The organism is Planococcus wigleyi, assembly GCF_014836985.1.
In the GTDB taxonomy this organism is placed as follows: Bacteria; Bacillota; Bacilli; order Bacillales_A; family Planococcaceae; genus Planococcus; species Planococcus notacanthi.
In genome coordinates, this window is the sequence record NZ_JACSPU010000004.1 from 299,872 (window position 1) to 319,616 (window position 19,745).

Here is a 19,745-nt window from a genome sequence, read left to right on the forward strand (position 1 = left end):
ACTATCTCCTTACTTTTTACGATTTTTGCGTCGTTCCATTTTTTTGATTTCGTCCATTTTCCACTTCATTTTCTTCTTGTACATCGGTTTTACCGCTTTGGGTTTGTGGACCATCGTTTTCGCTTTCGCGTCCGCTTCGTTCGCCGTTCTGGTACGGGTCGTCCGGCTGTGGCGCTCTTTCAAATCGACGAATTCGCCTTTGACGATGTCTTTTTGCTGGAATGGAATGCCCATTTTTTCAATGCGCACGATTGCGTCGTCGTCTTCCGGCTTGAACAAGGTAATGGCTACGCCTTTCATTCCTGCACGGGCCGTACGGCCGACACGGTGGATGAAGAACTCCAGGTCTTCCGGCAGTTCATAGTTGATGACATGGCTGACGCCTTGGATGTCGATTCCGCGCGCTGCTAGATCTGTCGCTACGATGTATTGGTATTCAAGGTCACGGATCTGGCGCATCATTTTGACGCGTTCACGTGGAGCCAAGTCGCCATGGACACGGCCGACACGGATGCCTTCTCTTGCCAGCTGGTCAGCGACATAATCAGCATTCGTACGGGTATTGACGAAAATGATTGCCAAATACGGATTGATCACTTTCATGACATCCTGCAGGCGATCCATTTTCTTTTTGCTGCGGACTGGCACCAAGTAGAAGTCCAAGCCGTCAGCGGTCGGCAGTTTGTCGCCGATTTTCACGTGTACCGGTGATTCCATGTATTTTTTCAGGAACGGTTTTAACTTTTCAGGAATTGTTGCTGAAAAGACATACATTTCCAAGTCTTCCTGCATTTTGCCGGCTACTTGATCGATTTCTTCAATAAAGCCCATATCAAAAGCCAAATCGGCTTCATCCACAACCAGGATTTTGCCTGTGTGAACCAACAAGGCGTTTTCTTTAACCAGATCCTTTAAACGGCCCGGTGTTCCGATGACGATATGCGGCTGAGTCTTTAATTTGTTGATTGAACGTTGCTTGTCTGTTCCACCGATAAACGATTTCACTTCAATGCCTGATCCGACAACCAATTTCTGCAATTCATTGTAGATCTGCGTTCCAAGTTCACGCGTCGGTGCTGCAATTACCGCCTGCACTTCCTGTTTGCTGACGTCGATACGTTCTACGATCGGGATAATGAAACTATGCGTTTTGCCAGTCCCTGTATGGGATTGTCCAATTGCACTTGAGCCTTTCAGTATATGGGGCATCATTTCCTTTTGGATCGGTGTCGGTTCTGTAAAACCGAGTTTTTCTACCGCTTCCAATAGGAAGGGTTTGAATGGATATTCGTTGAATTTTGTCATGGGATTAAATTCCCTCCTTACGCTCTAGCCATTATAGCATAAAATGGTGTCTTTACGCGATGCAACTTTTGTAAAGCTGCGCCATCTCCGTTATAATGAATGTATGATTTTGAAAGGAGCGCGGTACTTGATGAAGGTTATGAAAATATCGCCAAGAGGATATTGCTACGGAGTGGTGGATGCCATGGTTATCGCTAAGAACGCTGCGATGGATGAAAGTTTGCCACGCCCCATTTATATACTAGGAATGATCGTCCACAATAAACACGTAACGGATGCGTTCGAAGAAGACGGCATCATTACATTGGACGGCAGCAACCGGCTTGAAATTCTGGAGAAAGTTGAAACCGGCACCGTCATTTTTACTGCGCACGGTGTTTCTCCACAAGTCCGTGAGTTAGCCAGACGGAAAGGTTTGGTGTCGATAGATGCTACGTGCCCCGACGTCACCGTGACGCACGATTTGATTCGTGAGAAGACAGCTGACGGCTATCAGATCGTCTATATCGGCAAGAGCGGACACCCGGAACCGGAAGGCGCAATCGGCGTCGCTCCGGATATGGTTCACCTGGTTGAAACCGTCGAAGACGTCAACCGCCTGGAGATCGACTCAGAGAAAATCATCGTCACCAACCAGACGACCATGAGCCAATGGGACGTTGTCGATATGATGGAACGCCTGAAAGAAAAATTCCCGCATTCAGAAGTCCATAAAGAAATCTGTCTGGCTACTCAGGTTCGGCAGGAAGCTGTTGCTCAGCAAGCAGGCGAAGCGGATCTATTGATCGTCATCGGCGACCCGATGAGCAATAACTCAAACCGTTTGGCGCAGGTGTCACAGGACATCGCGGGCACTCCAGCCTACCGTATCTCTGACCTGTCTGAACTGAAATTGGAATGGCTTGAAGGCGTGGAAACTGTCGGCATTACAGCTGGAGCTTCTACACCGACACCGATTGTCAAAGAAGTCATGAAGTTCTTGGATCTTTATGACCCGGCAGATCCGAGCACACATGCACTGACACGCTCTGTACCGCTTAATAAGATTCTTCCTAAAATCAAGCACCCGAAACCTTCGGATCGCATTGAGCCGTATCCAGTAGGCGAATAAAATAAAGGCTGCCCCAGAAGTCGTTTCCCGACTTTTAGGGCAGCTTTTTTGTGTTCCACGGCTATGCGAAATTAACTTGCTGACCCCCACTTGGCATGCACTGAAAACGATTTGGCGATGGCAAGGAAAAACCTGCATGTTCGGGTGGAGAGTCTGGCCTTGTTATTTTACTTGCCGGAAGGAATATCCAATACGGTAAGCCTCAAAAAAGGAGGATACATCAAGATAAAGAGTTTATTCATATGGGGACAGGTTCTGTTTGCTTCCAAACTCTAGTTCTCTTGTCGGTTAACCGCTGCTGTACCAATCCTCCGAATCGATACAAGCTGTCATTTCATCGTTTGCAGCAATCATCCTTATTGCAATGATCGCTTCTACGCTAGTGCCTGAATCCCATGAAAATGGCGGTCCTCTTATTGGATCGCTTTATCACCTATAACTAAGATGGAAAATCAATATTCCTAAAATGATGGTTAGAGCTCAAAAAGAAAAACTGCACATATGTGATGTGCAGTTTTTCTTTTCTGTATGCGTAGATAAATTAGGATATTGATTCGGATAGTAAGTCGCGAGTTAAGCTTCTTGTTGTTTCTTTTTCTTTATACTAATGAATGCTCCAACTGCAACAATTCCAAGCAATACTGTCCAGAAAATCAGTTTCCACTCTGTCGAATGTGCAAAGTCATAAGGCAGGATGCCAAGGTCTTTATGCGCCAATGTCAGCACCAGCAGCTTAACGCCAACCCAGCCTACAATTACAAACGCTGTGGTTTCCAGTTGTGGATAATCTGCCAATAACTTGACGAATTTATGAGCAGCAAAGCGCATGATAACGAGACCGACCACTCCGCCGGCCAGCATGACGCCGAACTGGCCGCCGTTGATTCCACCGATTTCCATACTCCCCAGATGAGGCAATGTCATTGCCAACGCTACTGCAGCCAGCATTGAATCGACCGCAAAAGCGATGTCTGCAAGTTCTACTTTCAAAACAGTCATCCAGAAGCCTGATCCCTTAGTCGCTTCCGGTTCAAGAGAATGTTCTTTCCCTTTCCGTTGATCGTAAATATGCTTGAAGGCGATAAACAGGAGGTAAGCTGCTCCCAAAGCCTGAATTTGCCACACATCCACTAAAATTGTAATCATGAACAAAGCCGCAAAACGGAACACGAAAGCTCCAATCAATCCATAAAACAAGGCTTTTTTCTGTTGTATTTTCGGTAAATGCTTGACCATGACCGCCATGACAACAGCATTATCGGCCGCCAATAGCCCTTCCAGCGCCACTAGTACTAGTAATACCCATAAATACTCCAATAAAATTGCTTCCATCCTTTTTCCTCCTCCTAATTTTTGCCAACAAAAAAGACCTTTGCCTAATAAAAGGCAAAGGTCTCGCTAAGCAAAATATTTGCTATCACAACCGATGGCTACGAACCATGTAATGACGACTGTGAAATAGGTTTCCCTATAGCTACTCCCCTTTGACATAAAGTCAAAGTCTATTGAGTTGTACGTTTAGTATAGCATCAAATAAAATACTGCAACCTTGAAAGTTTGTCGTTTTAAAGACAAATTTTTTCGATGGACACCGTTTTTTTGAAACCATTCTAGATTTTTCTTTTAAATGAACCGGAAAGGTTCTGTATTCGTTTCTGATGGCAGGAATTCACATTGCCATGTCGGCTGCTGCTTTGCCATATGCTCCACCACGCCTTGAATCATCACTTTTTCCACATGATGGCCCGGATCGATGATGTTCAGCCCCATCGCCTGTGCATCCTGTGCTACGTGAAAATACATATCGCCTGTGACATAGACATCCGCTCCAGCGCGCTTGGCCTGTTGAATGTATTTATTGCCATCGCCTCCGAGCACGGCCACTTTTTTGATTGTGGCATTCGGATCTCCGACCATGCGTAGAGACGGAACGTCCAATTGTTGTTTAGCCCAACCGGCAAATGCCTTTAAGGTCATTGGCGTTTCCAGTGTTCCAACGCGCCCCAATCCCATTGCGATTTCTTTGTTCTCCAACGTAAAGACATCGTATGCGACTTCTTCATAGGGATGTGCCGCAATCATCGCTTTAATGACGCGGTCTTTTTCTTGTTTACGGACAACCACTTCCACTTTTGATTCTGCGGTCACTTCCATTTTCCCCGCTTCTCCGATATACGGATCCGCTTCTGCTGTTGGGCGGAAACGTCCTGTTCCGGACAAAGTATAGCTGCAGTATTCATAATCGCCAATAGCGCCGGCTCCTGCTTTGCCGAACGCTTCCCGAACAGCCTCTTCATGGCTTTCCGGCACGAAGACTGCAATCTTCACCAATTCCGCTTCAAAAGTGGGCACCAGCACACTCGTATTTTTTAATCCAAGTGCATCCGCTAATAAATCATTGACGCCCCCTTGTGCAACGTCCAGGTTGGTGTGTGCCGCATAGACGGCAATGTCGGATTTGATGAGTTTTTCCATCAGGCGCCCCTGAGGAAAATCCGTCTGCAGGTTTTTCAAAGGACGGAAAATCGGCGGATGATGGGCGATGATCAACCCGGCACCTTTGGCAACCGCTTCATCGACAACGTCTTCATTGACGTCCAAAGTAACCAGAACCTTTTCGATTTTTTTGTTTAAAGTTCCTACATGCAAACCGATCGGGTCGCCTTCCATCGCTAAATACTTGGGCGACCACTTTTCGAATTCTTCGATGATCTGCTGGCCATTAGGAATTTTCACGCTGCAGCACCTCTTCCACCAACTGTATTTTTTCCACCAATTCCTGTTTTTTCTCTATGATCTCCATAGTTTGGGCTGTTGATTCCATGGAAGCGACAATTTTTTTCCATTGATCGCTTTCACGCATCCATTTCTCATGGAAAATCGCTGTTTTTTCCTCCAGCAATTTTGGTCCCATCAATAATTGCTTTGGCGTCAATATAACGGGCGGCTGTTTTTTTTCAAGCACCAGAATTTCATAGATTTTTTCATTTTCCTTCAATATTTCTTCTTCGGTAATAGTCCAGTGATTGGCGACGGCCCAGTCGCGGATGGCCTTGGCGTGGACGTTCGGCTGCAGAATCAACCGTTCCACTCCGGTCAGCCGTTCATTGCCCTGTTCCAGAATCGAACAGATCAACGGACCGCCCATGCCTGCTATCGTGACAGCGGTTATGCCGTCTTCAGGATGGACCGCATCAAGTCCACTGGCCAGCCGGACTTCAATCTGGCTGTTCAACCCCTCCTGCTGGACTTGTCTTTTGGCCGATTCAAAAGGGCCTCTGACCACTTCTCCCGCCACAGCTTTCCCGATAATGCTATTCAAGACCAAGTAGCAGGGCAGGTAAGCATGGTCACTGCCGATATCTGCCACTACAGCCCCTTCTGGCACATGATGGGCAACACGGGTCAGACGATGTGATAATTGTTGTGCATTCATTCAGATCCTCCTAATTTGACAGAAAAACCCTTAGCTCTAGAAGAACTAAGGGTTTTTTAGATGCTATTCGAGTGATAATACCCACTCAGCCATTGCTGCTACGTTCGCTTCTGGAACAAGCCCGCCTGGCATAGTGCCTTTACCGTTGATCAAGATATCTTCGATGTCTTCTTGAGCAAGTTCAGTAGCTACCAATGATGGACCTACTCCGCCTTCATAGCTTGAACCGTGACAAGAAATACAGTTTGCTTGCGCGTGTGCTTCAGGATCGAAATCTCCAGCTGCTGCTTCTTCGCCGCCTTCAGCTGCTTCTTCACCGCCGCCTTCTTCTGCTGCATGTTCTTCTGCGATTTCGGCTTCGTTATTAACTCCCTGAATGGACATGAAGAAAATCAAACCAATACCGAACGCCATGATTAAGATATAAGGTACAATTGCATTTTTTTGCATCCGTTACCCCTCCCTCTACTAGTTCTGCTTTATGATATTATTCGTATCATTCATTATTGTACTGTATTATCCGCCAAACGAAAAGTCTTATCAGATAACTTTTCATTCTTTGTGACAAAAACGGTAATTTAATTTTTATTTTACGTGCAGACAGTGAAGTTTACCCAGATACTTTCCTGATAAAACATATTCCGATGACTTCTCGCTACTAACGCATCGCGAACAATAAAAGCCCCGCGGGAAGCGGGACTTTAAAAAAACTATTCAGCAGCCGATCTGGCGTGCAATAACCATGCGCTGAATTTCAGAAGTCCCCTCGCCGATTTCCAATAATTTCGCGTCACGCATATAGCGCTCCACTTCGTACTCTTTCATGTAGCCGTAGCCGCCGTGGATCTGAATCGCTTCATCGGCCACTTCCATGGAAATTTCAGAAGCATAAAGTTTCGCCATCGATGCCTCTTTCGTGAACGGGCGGCCTTGATCTTTCAGCCAGGCTGCTTTATAGACCATATTGCGTGCCAGTTCGATCTTCATCGCCATGTCCGCCAATTTGAACTGCGTCACTTGAAACTCGGATAAAGGCTTTCCGAATTGCTTGCGTTCTTTGGAATAGGCAAGGGCTTTGTTAAATGCCGCCTGAGCGATCCCTACAGCCATTGCCGCAATGCCGATACGTCCGCCGTCGAGTGTCACCAGGAATTGTTTAAAGCCATCTCCGCGCTTGCCTAACAGGTTTTCTTTAGGTACACGGACATTGTCGAGTACCAATTCTGTTGTATTGGAAGAATGGAGACCCATCTTCTCGTAATTATCGATGACCGTAAAGCCTTCAGCGTCTGTCGGTACGATGATGGCACTGATTTCTTTCTTGCCGTCGTTCATGCCGGTGATGGCTGTAATCGCCAAATGCTTGGCATGGCTGGCATTCGTAATATAGACTTTTGATCCGTTGATGACCCAGTCATCGCCATCTTCAACAGCACGGGTTTCGGTGCCTCCTGCATCCGAACCGGCATTCGGTTCCGTCAATCCAAAAGCTCCGAACGATTCACCGGTGCAGATGGGTGTCAGGTATTTTTCTTTCTGTTCTTCCGTTCCGAACAAATTTAAAGGTGCACCGCCAAGTGAAATATGGGCAGAATACGTGATCCCAGTAGAAGCACAGGCACGGCTCAATTCTTCTGTTACAATTGCAAAACTGGTGGTATCCGCCCCAGCTCCACCGTATTTTTCGTCAAACGGCAAGCCCATCATCCCCATGTCGGACAGCTGTTTGAAGATTTCGGTCGGAAACGCCTTGGAACGATCACGGTCGATAGCCCCTGGTGCTACCACCTTATCGGCAAATTCCTTGATGGTCTTTTTGATCATCTGTTGTTCTTGTGTCAAATCGAAATCCATTTGTGTACATCCCCTTTGTCATGAATACGCTTACAACTTTCATTATATAGGGAAAATTAAGGCAAACTCAAGCTTTAACAGGAAATTAACCAGACTTCATCATAAAAAAGCCGCTTTCCGGGAAAAACGGAAGCGGCTCGAGCTATTATTCCTATTCAAGAAAATCTTTCAGTCGTTTGCTGCGGGAAGGATGGCGTAATTTGCGAAGAGCTTTTGCTTCGATTTGGCGAATCCGCTCACGCGTCACTCCAAATACCTTGCCCACTTCTTCGAGTGTCCGTGTACGGCCATCGTCCAAGCCGAAGCGAAGACGCAAGACATTTTCTTCACGGTCTGTCAACGTATCCAAAACATCTTCCAACTGCTCTTTCAACAATTCATAAGCAGCATGGTCAGATGGCGATTGTGCATCTGAATCCTCGATGAAGTCCCCCAAATGCGAATCATCTTCTTCACCGATCGGTGTTTCCAGTGAAACCGGTTCTTGTGCAATTTTAAGGATTTCACGCACTTTTTCAGGCAGCAAATCCATTTCCTCACCGATTTCTTCCGGTGAAGGCTCGCGGCCAAGATCCTGAAGCAATTGGCGTTGCACGCGGATCAGTTTATTGATGGTTTCAACCATGTGAACCGGGATACGGATTGTCCGTGCCTGGTCGGCAATGGCGCGCGTGATGGCCTGGCGAATCCACCAAGTGGCATACGTACTGAATTTAAACCCTTTCGAGTAATCGAACTTTTCAACAGCTTTGATCAAGCCCATATTCCCTTCCTGAATCAGATCCAGGAACAGCATACCGCGGCCGACATAACGTTTCGCAATACTGACAACTAAACGCAGGTTGGCTTCAGCCAGACGCTTTTTCGCTTCTTCGTCGCCTTGCTCAATCAATTTCGCCAGACGGACTTCTTCTTCTGCTTTCAGCAAATCCACACGCCCGATTTCTTTCAAGTACATGCGGACCGGGTCATTGATTTTAACGCCAGGCGGAACACTCAAATCATTCAAGTCGAATTTATCTTCGGTCGGCTTCATGAGACGGTCCAAATGCTCTTCGTCATCTGATTTGCGTTCCAATTCGATGCCGTGCCCTTCCAATTGGTCGATAAACTCTTCTACTGCATCGGATTCCATTTCGAAAACCGCTAATTTGTCGGCAATTTGCTCGTAATTGAGTTCTCCGGTTTTTTTACCTGTTTCAATCAGCTGTTTTTTTGCTTCTTCAACAGTTGCTTCCGGACCTTCAGTAGTCAATGGTACATTGCTTGCTTCAACTTCAGTTTGGCGTTCAGATTTCTCAGCCATGTGACTTCCTCCTTTAAAAAAACCGGAATTAACTTACAATGATTTCCGTAAAGCAATCACTTCTTGTGCAAGAAGCAAAGCGCGCTTTATGTCATGCTGTTTTTCCGCTTCTTTTGATTGCTGGATTTTTAGATTGATTTGCTGCTCGACCCGATGTTTTTGCAGATGCTTTAAACAATCGGAAATTTCTTCATCCGCGTGTTCCGGATCGCGTTCGGATAATGCCGTTTCCATAACCAGTTTGCGGAGCTCTGCATCTTGCAGCGTCTCCAGGAATTTATGGAAATCCGCTTTATCCCATTCCTCGTAGAAACCGAGCAATTGAACGTACAGCGCCTGGAATTCTTCACTGACAAATGGTATGCCGTTGTCTTCGAGCGCCAATTTATCCATGACTGCCGGATCTGCCAAGGCATGTGATAAGAGCATCCGTTCCGCCCGGTGCAATGAAGTGACACGTTTCGGTTCTTTTTTGACCGTCTTCACTGCCGGTGTTTCGGGGCGGTTCCGTTCGATGGTCTTGTTCTCCAATTTGCGGTAATGCTGTAGGATCGCTTCTTGTGATAATCCGGTTTCCTCTGATAATTGCTTTATATATAAATCCCGCTCTAAAGGCGAGGATCTACCGGCTAATAATTGCAGCACTTCTTGTATATATTGCAACAGGTCATTTTCGTATTGAAAATTCTTATGCCTGCGGGCGTGCATCATGGCAAAGGCAATAAATGCATGCGGCTTTCCGATGATCTGTTCCTTAAAGGCTTCTGCACCGTTTTCACGAACAAAATCATCGGGGTCCATCTTGCCTGGCAGGACTGCCACTTCCACTTTGAAATTATCTTCGTTAAGTGCGATGGCAGCTCGCTTAGCAGCTTCCCAACCCGCATCATCGCCGTCAAAGCAAATGACGACTTCCTGGGCAAAACGTTTCATCTGCCGGATGTGCTGGGAAGTGAGCGATGTACCCATGGTCGCTAAAGCATTATTAACCCCTGCTTTACCCGCTGCAATGACATCCATAAACCCTTCAAACAAAATGATTTTTCGGTTTTTGCGTATCGCGCCTCTTGCATGATGGACGTTATACAGTACTTGGCTTTTTTGGAATATCGGAGATTCCGGGCTGTTCATGTATTTGGCATCCTGCTTCGTATGCTCAAGAACCCTGCCTGAAAAGGCGATGACTTTGCCGCTTTCATTCATGATTGGAAACATGATCCGGCCGCGAAAACGATCGAAATAGCCACTGGACTGCTCGCGGGCGATCGCTAAACCGCTCGCTTCCAATTCTTCTTCGCTGAAACCCTTCCGCTTGAGTGCAGATGCCATGTAATTCCATTCAGGAAGCGACCAGCCGATTCTGTTCTTCTCGATGATTTCCCGCGTAAAGCCCCTGTCTTCCAAATAATCCAATGCCGCTTGGCCTTCTTCTGTATTGAGAAGGATATGGTGGTACATGTCCGCAGCAAACTCGTGCATCAAAATCAATTGGTGATCGCTTTTTGACTGCACCGGACCGGAATCGGCTGGAGCCTGTATATCGACCTCGATGCCTGCCCTGCTTCCAAGTCTTGACAAGGCATCCTGAAACGTTAGATTTTCAATATCCATGAGAAACGTGATGACGTTGCCACCGGCTCCACAACCAAAACAATGAAAGATCTGTTTATCGGCGGTGACAGAAAAAGATGGTGTGCTTTCTCCATGGAAAGGACAAAGGCCGAACCAATTGCGGCCTCTTTTGGTTAGTTGTACGTACTCACCGACGATATCCACAATATCTGTGCTGGAACGGATTTTTTCAATCACTTCTTCAGGAACTCGACTGGACATTATTTTCACCATCTTTGTTTGCTTAACTTATTTAATTCGTGATGCAAAGACAAAATCCTTCATTTTTCGACAAAAAGATAAAGCTGACTATACTATCCATTAGTAAGCTTTAGCCACAATTCTTCATTATAAAACGTTTTTATTAAAAAATCCACACAAAAGAAAGAAAAACCGCCTGTGCAGGTGGTTTTCCTGAAATCATTTTTGAAGTTTACTTAAAATCAGGTTAGCCGTTTCTTCAACCGCCCGATTGGTAACATCAAGAATTTCACAGCCGATGCGATCCACCACATTGTGGAAATGGCCGATTTCTTCATGGATCCGGTCCAGTTTCGCGTAATTGGCGTCATCATTCAAACCCAGTGCAATCAACCGCTCTTTGCGGATGCTATTGAGTTTGTCCGGCGAGATGACCAATCCGAAGCATTTTTTAGGATCTACATGATACAACTCTTCAGGCGGATCGACTTCCGGAACCAACGGCACGTTCGCGACTTTCAAGCGTTTATGTGCCAGGTATTGTGATAATGGCGTCTTGGACGTTCTTGAAATTCCGACAAGGACGATATCGGCCATTAAAATACCGCGAGGATCCCGTCCATCGTCATACTTGACCGCAAATTCAATTGCTTCGACTTTTTTGAAATAATCATCGTCCAATTTTCGGACGAGCCCTGCTTCCTGCAGTGGCGGTGCATCCAGCTCTTTTTCCAATGCATCCAATAAAGGCCCCATCAGATCGACAGCTGTCACCGAAAATTTGGCTGTTTCAGTTTCCATGTAGTTGCGCAGTTCCTGAGAAACCAATGTATAGACGATAAAAGCCTTTTGGGCGACGGCTAGTTTGATGATTTCCTGAAGATGTTCGATGGAATCAATATAAGGAAAACGTTTCAGTACGGCATTTTGATCACTATTAAGGTATTGGCTTATAGCAGCTTTTGCGACCAGCTCCCCTGTCTCTCCGACCGAATCGGAGACGATGAACATGCGGAGTGAATTCATAGTTGGCACCTCACAGATCGTGGTTTTCCGATAACGATAAAAACGCACGAGTAATATTCGTTTTTGTCAATCTGCCGACGACTTTAAAGCCATCCGGCTGTTCTTCAACCACAGGCAAGGCATCAATTTGCTGATTGATTAGTCGATGTGCTGCCTGGATCAAAGATTCGTTTTTCGCGCAATACGTAATGTTCGGCATGCGCGTCATGATGATATGTACAGGAATGCTTGTCAGGTTCTGGCTGCCGAGGCTTGCGCGCAGCAAATCTTTTCTCGACAATACGCCCGTCAGGTAGGATTGTTTGTCCACGACAAAAAGCGTACCCACGTCATCAAGAAACATCTGGCTGATGGCGTCGTAAACACTGACGTCTTCACGGACGACAACCGGAATCGATTGAAAATCCTTGACCTTCATGTTGTTCATCGTATCCGTGACATCCTGGCCCGGTTTTTTGCCCGAATAAAAATAGCCAACACGCGGACGGGCATCTAGAAAGCCTGCCATTGTCAGGATGGCTAAATCAGGTCGTAGCGTTGATCTTGTTAAGTTTAAGCGATCCGCTATCTGTTCGCCAGTAATCGGACCATTGCCTTTTACGATTTGCAATATTTCCTCTTGCCGTTTATTGAGTTCGATTGGACTCACCGCCTCAAAATATATATATGTTATACTCAATATCAATTATTATATACTAATTAACGTGATATTGCGAAGAAAACTTCGCCATGGTACAATATGAAAGAATTGAACACAGGCAATGACGGATAAATAAGTACTGTAACAAAAAGCGAGCAGGGAAAGTGAAAGCCTGCAACTACAGGAAAAGGCGATCCAGAGCTACTTTTTATTTTAAGCGGACTGCATTTTGCAGTCAATCGAGGTGGAACCGCGGGTCTTAACGTACTCGTCCTCGGACATGAAGATGTCCGAGGATGGGTGCGATTTTTTATTTTATGGAGGTTATTTTATGTCAATGGAAGAAGTAGTAGCATTAGCGAAACACAGAGGATTTGTATTCCCGGGCTCTGAAATTTATGGAGGCTTGGCGAACACATGGGATTACGGCCCACTTGGTGTTGAATTGAAAAACAACATCAAAAAAGCTTGGTGGAAAAAGTTCGTCCAGGAATCCCCGTATAATGTAGGATTGGACGCAGCCATCCTGATGAACCCGAAAACTTGGGTAGCTTCAGGGCATGTCGGCAACTTCAACGATCCGATGATCGATTGCAAAAGCTGTAAAACCCGCCACCGCGCAGATAAATTGATCGAAGACGCGTTGGACGCCAAAGGCATCGAATTGATCGTCGACGGTTTGTCTTTTGACCGCATGGCCGAACTGATCCAGGAACACGAAGTGAAATGCCCGACATGCGGCAAACAAGATTTCACGGAAATCCGCCAGTTCAACCTGATGTTCAAAACCTTCCAAGGTGTTACTGAAGCTTCAACAAACGAAATCTTCCTGCGCCCGGAAACCGCGCAAGGGATTTTCGTCAACTACAAGAACGTCCAGCGCTCGATGCGCAAAAAAATGCCTTTCGGAATTGCGCAGATCGGCAAGAGTTTCCGCAACGAAATCACACCCGGCAACTTTACGTTCCGTACACGCGAGTTTGAACAGATGGAACTTGAATTCTTCTGCAAGCCTGGCGAAGATTTGGAATGGTACGCTTACTGGCGCGATTTCTGCAAAAAATGGCTTTTGGATTTGAACTTGACGGAAGAAAATATGCGTCTGCGCGAGCATGACCAGGACGAGCTTTCCCATTACTCGAATGCCACTGTGGATATCGAATACAAATTCCCATTCGGCTGGGGCGAGCTTTGGGGCATCGCAGACCGTACCGACTTTGACTTGAAGCGCCATATGGAACATTCAGGTGAAGATTTCAATTACATCGATGCCGCAACAAATGAGCGCTTCGTTCCTTATTGCATCGAGCCTTCTCTTGGTGCAGACCGTGTTACACTAGCATTCCTGGTGGACGCTTTCACTGAAGAAGAGCTTGAAAATGACGACAAACGCACTGTATTGCGCTTCCACCCGGCATTGGCTCCTTATAAAGCTGCTGTCCTGCCGTTATCGAAAAAATTGGCAGAAGGCGCAACTGGCGTATTCGCTGATTTGGCTAAGCACTTCATGGTCGATTACGACGAATCGCAATCCATCGGCAAACGCTACCGCCGCCAGGATGAAATCGGTACGCCGTTCTGCATCACTTATGATTTTGATTCTGTCGAAGACGGCCAAGTAACAGTGCGCCACCGCGATTCCATGGAACAAACACGCATGCCGATCGCTGAAGTGCAGGCTTATGTCGAGAAGCATATTCAGTTCTAATCTTTCAACATGATATTCCGCAAAACAACTCCGCTTTCCTACGGGCTTGCGCTGAACTAACTCGGGCTATTGCCCGAGTGGATTTCTCTTAGGTCGCTGCGCTGTTCCCGCAGGAGTCTCCGTTGTTTTGCTCCATATCATTAAAAAAAATTGGATTATCCATTAAATCATTAGCTATCGGAAAAAATTAATCTGATAACCTTCATGACTTTGAATAGAAAGAGCGAAAGGTAATGAAGGGCAAAATATGCTGTTTCGTTCACCTGGAATTTTTTTCTATTTATTTTCAACTAAAAGCAAAAAAAAAGAGTTGCCGAAAGACTATTCGTCTTTTGGCAACTCTTCTTTTTTCGGTAAAAATTCAGGCGTCCGCTCCAACTGCTCGAGAAACTTCCTGGACTTTAAGCGGATTCCCGCCTTTTCTTCGTAAATGGTGCGAACGATTTGTTTGAGCAGGCTCTTGGATTCTTTTTTTAAGGTCAAGGAGCCCACCCGTTCAATCGGCACAAAATAGAAGGTACGGATCAATTTCACCAAAGCCGGGCTCAAACGGATGATGTAGCGGTCGATGTGGAAGCAGCGATGGCAGAGAAAGCCCAATTCTTGAAATGAAAATGCGAATTCCCCTTCGGTTGCCCCGCAGTTTGCACATTGATGCAGCGTCGGCGTTAAGCCGGCCTGCTGCAGCATCTTCCATTCCACAAACAATGTGATGGCTTCTGGATCATAGCCTTCATCGATGGCGTGAAGCGCCTGATAAAGCATGTCAAAAATGACAGGTTGCGGCTCGTCCTGTTCCGTCAGACGGTCAATCAGTTCAGTCACATAGCTGGCATATGCCGTCGACATAATGTCTTCCCGTATATGCCGCAGCGATTCCAACGGATCTCCCGCCTGCAGCGTACCCATGCCTCTTCCTTTGTAGATGGAAAATGTGCCATGAGTAAAAACCTGGGTAATTGCAGCCAACCGGCTCGCCGGTTTTTTCGCACCTCTCGCCATGCAGGTGATTTTCCCCGCTTCTTTAGTAAACAAAGTGACGATTTTATTCGTTTCGCCGTAAGGCATCGTACGAATGACAATTCCCTCTACTTGACTTTGCATGGGAACGACTCCTTAGTATTCGTCTTCTCTAAAGCCGAAATCGCGTAAATGCATCGCTTTATTGCGCCAATCCTTTTGCACTTTGACCCATAGTTCCAAATACACTTTCGATCCCAGCAGGTTTTCGATATCCTGGCGGGCGCGTGTTCCGATCTGTTTCAGAAGCGCACCTTTTTTGCCGATGACAATCCCTTTTTGGGAATCGCGCTCAACCATAATCGTCGCCTGAACTCGGATCATGTCTTTATTCTCAGAATCCGGTGCAATCTTCTCGATCACCACAGCAATGGAATGCGGAATTTCTTCGCGCGTCAAATGCAGGGCTTTTTCACGGATCAATTCAGAAATGATAAAGCGTTCAGGATGGTCCGTGATTTGGTCTGCCGGGTAATATTGCGGGCCTTCCGGAAGCCGCTCGCTGATTTTAGCCAATAAGTTCTCCACGTTATTGCCTTCCAGCGCTGAAATTGGAATCGCTTCTGCAAAATCAAATTCATTGCGGTAAGATTCGATGATCTTCGGCAAATTGTCCGGGTGTACCTGGTCGATTTTATTGATGACCAAAAATACAGGCACGTCGATGCCTTTCAGCATATCAAGCACGTAGCGATCTTCTTTTCCGACACGGTCGACAGCGCTTGCTACAAATAACAGCACATCCACTTCACGGAACGTGTTTTTAGCCACTTTCAGCATAAAATCACCCAATTTATGGCGTGGTTCGTTGATTCCGGGCGTATCAATGAAAATCATTTGGCTTTCATTGGTGGTTACGACTCCCTGCACTTTATTGCGTGTTGTTTGGGGCTTGTCACTCATAATGGCAATTTTCTGGCCCACTACACGGTTAAGGAATGTCGATTTGCCTACATTCGGGCGACCGATGATTGAAATGAACCCTGATTTGAAACCGTTATTCTCTTGCTGCATATTTTAAATCCTCCGTTGAGAATGCGCCGGGAAGCAATTCACTGATTGTCGTTTCCTGGACGTCACCTTTTAAATTTGTTAAGTATACCGGCATATCCGGTGGGCAGAACTCAGCTAACACCTGTCTGCACGCTCCACAAGGCGATACAGGGCCCGGAGTGTCAGCGGACACCGCAAGTGCCGTAAATGTTTTGTTGCCTTCAGACACCGCTTTAAACACGGCTGTGCGCTCTGCGCAGTTTGTTAAAGAGTAGCCGGCATTTTCGATATTGCAGCCGGTGTATACTGTTCCGTCAGCTGCCAGCAAAGCGGCCCCGACAGGAAATTTCGAATAAGGCACATACGCCGTTCCACGTGCTTCTATCGCTTGCTTCATCAATTGTTCTTTTTCCATGTTTATCACCTCTGCGAATTTAAAACCATTTGGGTAGAAATATTAGTAATCCAATTATAGCACTTGCCACCGCAAATACCAAAACGGCACCTGCAGCCATGTCCTTGGCCTGCTTGGCAAGCGGATGAAGCTCAGATGTCGCAAGGTCCACTACACGTTCAATAGCTGAGTTGAACATCTCCAAGGCCAGCATGCCCCCGATCAGCACAATGACCACCATCCATTCCAGAAGAGACAAACCCGTCACCAGCCCTGCAGCCGCTACCACAACAGCCGCCAGAATATGAAAGCGAATGTTTTGTTCATGCTTTAAGGCCGTTTTAATGCCTTCAGCCGCAAAACGGAATGAGCGGAAAAATCTGCGTGCCTTCATCTTAATCACGTGTTATGCCGAGTGATACCAGGATTTCCTCTTGGCGGGAAAACATTTTCTTTTCATCTTCCTCTGTCATATGGTCGTATCCCAGCAGATGCAGAAAACCATGGATGGCCAGAAAGCCCAGCTCCCGTTCAAATGAATGGCCGTAATCTGCTGCCTGCTCTTTTGTGCGGTCCAGTGAAATGATGATATCGCCTAACATGCGCGGTTCCTGTGAACCGATAATGGCTGTTTCCCCTTCGCCCAACTCCTCCATAGCAAATGAAATGACGTCTGTCGGCTGGTCTTTTCCGCGGTATTCACGGTTGATGTCGCGGATCATTTCATTGGTGACGAACGTCACCGACACTTCGCTTTCTCCCAAGCCTTCTTCTTTCGCTGCGTGCTCCAGTATTTTTTGCACAAAATCCAGTTCCTGCTGGTTCAGGCTTTCCGTCTCGTCCATAAAATCGATTGCAATCATAGCAGTTCCTCCTGTCAATTGGTTTCTTTCGGATATTCGATGCGTGAGTGGAAAATGCCGTTCAGGGTTTCACACATCACCGCTTTTACTGTCTTCAGCTCTTTCAAGGATATATCACATTCCTCGAATTGCCCATCTTTCAGTTTATCCTCAACTATCGCATCCACCAATTTTTTTATCTTTTCTGATGTTGGTTCCTTCATCGACCGGACAGCAGCTTCCAGGCTGTCTGCAATGCAAATGATGGCAATTTCCTTGGTTTGCGGCTTCGGCCCCCGGTAGCGGAAAGACGCTTCTTCAAGATCCGGATTTTTTTCCTTCGCTTTATAATAGAAAAACTTCAACAAACTTGTGCCATGGTGCTGTGCTGCCACATCCACGATTTCCTGAGGCATTTTATGTTTCTTAAGCATCTGCGCCCCTTGAAAGCCATGTGCGAGAATGATATCACGGCTTTTCTCTGGCGGCAGGCGGTCATGCGGATTTCCAATGTTCACTTGGTTTTCAATGAAGAATTGAGGCTGTTTGGTTTTGCCGATATCGTGGTAATAACAGCCGACTCTGGCAAGCAGGCCGTTCGCTCCGATCGCTTCACAGGAAGCATCCGCCAGATTGGCGACCATCAAACTGTGATGGTATGTACCAGGGGTTTCCATCAGGATTTTTTTCAATAAGGGATGATTCGGATTGGACAGCTCAATCAGGCGCATCGTCGACAATAGGCCGAAGGCTGACTCGAAGAACGGCAGCAAACCAATCGCCAAAGCACCGGAAAGCAACCCCGAGACAAGGGCTGCTGTAAAATAAAAGCCGATTTCCGACCAACTATACTGCGTTTGGCCGATCAACAAATAAATGGCGACAAACAGCATATTGACCAATGCGACTGCCAAGCTGATCTGCAGCAGACGCCCACGCCCTCCATCTTGTTCAATCAAATAAATGGCAGCCAATCCACCAAACAGGATATAAAGCGCGACATCAATTTGCAGGGAAGCCGAATAGCTGCTCTGGAGCATGATGCCTGCTGCTGCACTGATTAAAATGGTGACATAAACAGCAGCCCGTTCGCCGGCCAGCAGACGGACAATCATTCCTGCCAGCGCGGTAGGGAAGATAAATGCGATGACAAAATCAAAATTGCCGCCGACCGCATACAATAGTTTCATAAGTGCCAAAGAGATGCCGATGACTGCAGCAACCACCAGCAATTCAGTGGTTTTCTTCCGTTCACTTTCGGTTTTTGAACGGGACATGACGGCTAATAGAAGGCCCATGGCGACCAGCACGAAAATAAACAGCCCCAAAAGCGGCTTATAATCCAATTGCTCCTCCGTCATTCCAGCAAGCTCCAGCTGCCGGTACACTTCCCGGTCGACAACCTGGCCTTCCTGGACCAACACCTGCCCCTGCAGAATACGAGTGGGCTCGACACTATTGCGGACCTGTTCCACTTGGCTGGCCGTCAACTCTTCATTGACCAGTTCGTTCGGTATTATTCCGAAACGGCCGATGGTAACTGCTGCTTGGACAACGTTATCCGGAAATTGCTCATTGCGCCGGATGTCCTGCTCGATTTCCGTGCGAATCCTTGCCACTTCTTCTGTCCGAACAGGTTCACTCAAATAGGTTTCCATTAATGCTTCCAATTGCTGTTGCACGGTCAACAAGCTATCATCCGGCAACGCCAATAAAGACCGGAGCATATCATCCGTCAAACGCAAGCCATTTTCGCTGGTCTCCATCAGCCGAAGGTCTTCTCTCAACTGCGAGATCATGGCATCCGGAGAACGTTGCTCTTTATCATTTTCAGGCGCAGCTTTTGCGTCCAGGATATAGCCGAACAGCGATTCGATCAACGCCACCTGATTGGCGGCAATTTCATCTATAAACTGATAGCTTGGCGCAACTTCTTCTGCCAAACGCTGTTTTTCCAATTCTGTTTTAATCGGATCTTCCACTGTTTTTTCCGAGCGAATCGTTTCCGATGACAATTGAAAAAGGTTGATGTCGTATGTATTGCCCTGAACCGATTCCACTAAAGCGGCATACAGGATTAGCCCGGTCAATAAAATGGCCACCAACATTATTTTTCGGTAGCCTAATTTATCAAAGATTTTCTGTGCCCGTTGACGCATGCCCCCACCCCGCTTTTCTACTTCCATCATAACAACTTAAGAAATAGATTTCACCGTGTATTTCTAAAAATTTGAAATTATCTCTATCCTTATGACAACAGATTGAACAGAGCTATTCGAGTCTGCGGCTATCACATAA

General features: G+C 46.6%; 18 protein-coding genes. 2 read left to right on the plus strand and 16 right to left on the minus strand.

What is annotated here, in order from left to right:
- Positions 1–9: 9 nt before the first annotated feature.
- Entirely contained in the window at positions 10–1,305 is a 1,296-nt protein-coding gene (locus H9630_RS12890) for a DEAD/DEAH box helicase (protein ID WP_191715880.1), read from the minus strand.
- A 130-nt stretch (positions 1,306–1,435) separates the two neighbouring features.
- On the opposite strand from H9630_RS12890, the gene H9630_RS12895 reads away from it, so the two are divergent.
- Positions 1,436–2,416: a 4-hydroxy-3-methylbut-2-enyl diphosphate reductase gene (locus H9630_RS12895; RefSeq protein WP_191715881.1), complete on the plus strand. Its 981-nt coding sequence runs from the start codon at positions 1,436–1,438 to the stop codon at positions 2,414–2,416.
- 573 nt (positions 2,417–2,989) lie between these two features.
- Here H9630_RS12895 and H9630_RS12900 read toward each other — a convergent pair.
- The 9 genes from H9630_RS12900 to H9630_RS12940 all read right to left on the minus strand — a co-directional run bounded on the left by H9630_RS12900 (position 2,990) and on the right by H9630_RS12940 (position 12,499).
- The gene (locus H9630_RS12900) at positions 2,990–3,748 is read right to left on the minus strand and encodes a TerC family protein (protein WP_191715882.1); all 759 of its coding nucleotides are present in this window, start codon (positions 3,746–3,748) and stop codon (positions 2,990–2,992) included.
- 291 nt (positions 3,749–4,039) lie between these two features.
- Positions 4,040–5,152 (minus strand): Nif3-like dinuclear metal center hexameric protein, encoded by a 1,113-nt coding sequence (locus tag H9630_RS12905; RefSeq protein ID WP_191715883.1) that lies wholly within the window; start codon positions 5,150–5,152, stop codon positions 4,040–4,042.
- On the minus strand, positions 5,139–5,852 hold the full coding sequence (locus tag H9630_RS12910) for a tRNA (adenine(22)-N(1))-methyltransferase (protein ID WP_191715884.1): 714 nt from the start codon (positions 5,850–5,852) through the stop codon (positions 5,139–5,141). The genes H9630_RS12905 and H9630_RS12910 overlap by 14 nt, the downstream gene beginning before the upstream one ends.
- A 63-nt stretch (positions 5,853–5,915) precedes the next feature.
- Positions 5,916–6,302 carry a cytochrome c550 gene (cccA, locus tag H9630_RS12915; protein WP_191715885.1) on the minus strand — a complete coding sequence of 129 codons (387 nt, stop codon included), beginning with the start codon at positions 6,300–6,302 and terminating at the stop codon, positions 5,916–5,918.
- Positions 6,303–6,566: 264 nt separating this feature from the next.
- On the minus strand, positions 6,567–7,706 hold the full coding sequence (locus tag H9630_RS12920) for an acyl-CoA dehydrogenase (protein ID WP_191715886.1): 1,140 nt from the start codon (positions 7,704–7,706) through the stop codon (positions 6,567–6,569).
- Positions 7,707–7,857: 151 nt separating this feature from the next.
- On the minus strand, positions 7,858–9,012 hold the full coding sequence (gene rpoD, locus H9630_RS12925; RefSeq protein ID WP_142827801.1) for an RNA polymerase sigma factor RpoD: 1,155 nt from the start codon (positions 9,010–9,012) through the stop codon (positions 7,858–7,860).
- Between the two features lie 33 nt (positions 9,013–9,045).
- A complete protein-coding gene (gene dnaG, locus H9630_RS12930) occupies positions 9,046–10,845 on the minus strand; it encodes a DNA primase (RefSeq protein ID WP_191715887.1) in 1,800 nt (599 codons plus the stop codon).
- Between the two features lie 198 nt (positions 10,846–11,043).
- A complete protein-coding gene (locus H9630_RS12935) occupies positions 11,044–11,850 on the minus strand; it encodes a pyruvate, water dikinase regulatory protein (RefSeq protein WP_191715888.1) in 807 nt (268 codons plus the stop codon).
- Between the two features lie 10 nt (positions 11,851–11,860).
- Complete coding sequence (locus H9630_RS12940; RefSeq protein WP_191715889.1) at positions 11,861–12,499, minus strand: helix-turn-helix transcriptional regulator; 639 nt, start codon at positions 12,497–12,499, stop codon at positions 11,861–11,863.
- A 322-nt stretch (positions 12,500–12,821) separates the two neighbouring features.
- Here H9630_RS12940 and H9630_RS12945 point away from each other — a divergent pair, with 322 nt between their 5' ends.
- Positions 12,822–14,198 carry a glycine--tRNA ligase gene (locus H9630_RS12945; protein WP_191715890.1) on the plus strand — a complete coding sequence of 459 codons (1,377 nt, stop codon included), beginning with the start codon at positions 12,822–12,824 and terminating at the stop codon, positions 14,196–14,198.
- Positions 14,199–14,519: 321 nt separating this feature from the next.
- On the opposite strand, the gene recO is transcribed toward H9630_RS12945, so the two are convergent.
- From recO to H9630_RS12975, 6 genes are read right to left on the minus strand one after another with little or no spacing between them, the layout of a single operon-like run.
- The gene (gene recO, locus H9630_RS12950) at positions 14,520–15,302 is read right to left on the minus strand and encodes a DNA repair protein RecO (protein WP_191715891.1); all 783 of its coding nucleotides are present in this window, start codon (positions 15,300–15,302) and stop codon (positions 14,520–14,522) included.
- Positions 15,303–15,314: 12 nt separating this feature from the next.
- Complete coding sequence (era, locus tag H9630_RS12955; RefSeq protein WP_191715892.1) at positions 15,315–16,232, minus strand: GTPase Era; 918 nt, start codon at positions 16,230–16,232, stop codon at positions 15,315–15,317.
- Complete coding sequence (locus tag H9630_RS12960) at positions 16,216–16,626, minus strand: cytidine deaminase (RefSeq protein ID WP_191715893.1); 411 nt, start codon at positions 16,624–16,626, stop codon at positions 16,216–16,218. The genes era and H9630_RS12960 overlap by 17 nt, the downstream gene beginning before the upstream one ends.
- 19 nt (positions 16,627–16,645) lie before the next feature.
- A complete protein-coding gene (locus tag H9630_RS12965) occupies positions 16,646–16,999 on the minus strand; it encodes a diacylglycerol kinase family protein (protein WP_191715894.1) in 354 nt (117 codons plus the stop codon).
- A 1-nt stretch (position 17,000) separates the two neighbouring features.
- Positions 17,001–17,468: an rRNA maturation RNase YbeY gene (ybeY, locus tag H9630_RS12970; protein WP_191715895.1), complete on the minus strand. Its 468-nt coding sequence runs from the start codon at positions 17,466–17,468 to the stop codon at positions 17,001–17,003.
- Between the two features lie 14 nt (positions 17,469–17,482).
- Positions 17,483–19,606, minus strand: a complete 2,124-nt coding sequence (locus H9630_RS12975; protein WP_191715896.1) for an HD family phosphohydrolase — start codon at positions 19,604–19,606, stop codon at positions 17,483–17,485.
- Between the last annotated feature and the right edge of the window lie 139 nt (positions 19,607–19,745).

What these genes read in the sequence shown, in the direction of transcription:
- H9630_RS12975 (WP_191715896.1), bottom strand. Translation starts at nt 19,606, where the DNA reads ATGCGTCAACGGGCACAGAAAATCTTTGATAAATTAGGCTACCGAAAA.
- dnaG (WP_191715887.1), bottom strand. Translation starts at nt 10,845, where the DNA reads ATGTCCAGTCGAGTTCCTGAAGAAGTGATTGAAAAAATCCGTTCCAGC.
- rpoD (WP_142827801.1), bottom strand. Translation starts at nt 9,012, where the DNA reads ATGGCTGAGAAATCTGAACGCCAAACTGAAGTTGAAGCAAGCAATGTA.
- H9630_RS12945 (WP_191715890.1), top strand. Translation starts at nt 12,822, where the DNA reads ATGTCAATGGAAGAAGTAGTAGCATTAGCGAAACACAGAGGATTTGTA.
- ybeY (WP_191715895.1), bottom strand. Translation starts at nt 17,468, where the DNA reads ATGATTGCAATCGATTTTATGGACGAGACGGAAAGCCTGAACCAGCAG.
- H9630_RS12895 (WP_191715881.1), top strand. Translation starts at nt 1,436, where the DNA reads ATGAAGGTTATGAAAATATCGCCAAGAGGATATTGCTACGGAGTGGTG.
- H9630_RS12935 (WP_191715888.1), bottom strand. Translation starts at nt 11,850, where the DNA reads ATGAATTCACTCCGCATGTTCATCGTCTCCGATTCGGTCGGAGAGACA.
- H9630_RS12890 (WP_191715880.1), bottom strand. Translation starts at nt 1,305, where the DNA reads ATGACAAAATTCAACGAATATCCATTCAAACCCTTCCTATTGGAAGCG.
- era (WP_191715892.1), bottom strand. Translation starts at nt 16,232, where the DNA reads ATGCAGCAAGAGAATAACGGTTTCAAATCAGGGTTCATTTCAATCATC.
- cccA (WP_191715885.1), bottom strand. Translation starts at nt 6,302, where the DNA reads ATGCAAAAAAATGCAATTGTACCTTATATCTTAATCATGGCGTTCGGT.
- H9630_RS12910 (WP_191715884.1), bottom strand. Translation starts at nt 5,852, where the DNA reads ATGAATGCACAACAATTATCACATCGTCTGACCCGTGTTGCCCATCAT.
- H9630_RS12920 (WP_191715886.1), bottom strand. Translation starts at nt 7,706, where the DNA reads ATGGATTTCGATTTGACACAAGAACAACAGATGATCAAAAAGACCATC.
- H9630_RS12900 (WP_191715882.1), bottom strand. Translation starts at nt 3,748, where the DNA reads ATGGAAGCAATTTTATTGGAGTATTTATGGGTATTACTAGTACTAGTG.
- recO (WP_191715891.1), bottom strand. Translation starts at nt 15,302, where the DNA reads ATGCAAAGTCAAGTAGAGGGAATTGTCATTCGTACGATGCCTTACGGC.
- H9630_RS12960 (WP_191715893.1), bottom strand. Translation starts at nt 16,626, where the DNA reads ATGGAAAAAGAACAATTGATGAAGCAAGCGATAGAAGCACGTGGAACG.
- H9630_RS12965 (WP_191715894.1), bottom strand. Translation starts at nt 16,999, where the DNA reads ATGAAGGCACGCAGATTTTTCCGCTCATTCCGTTTTGCGGCTGAAGGC.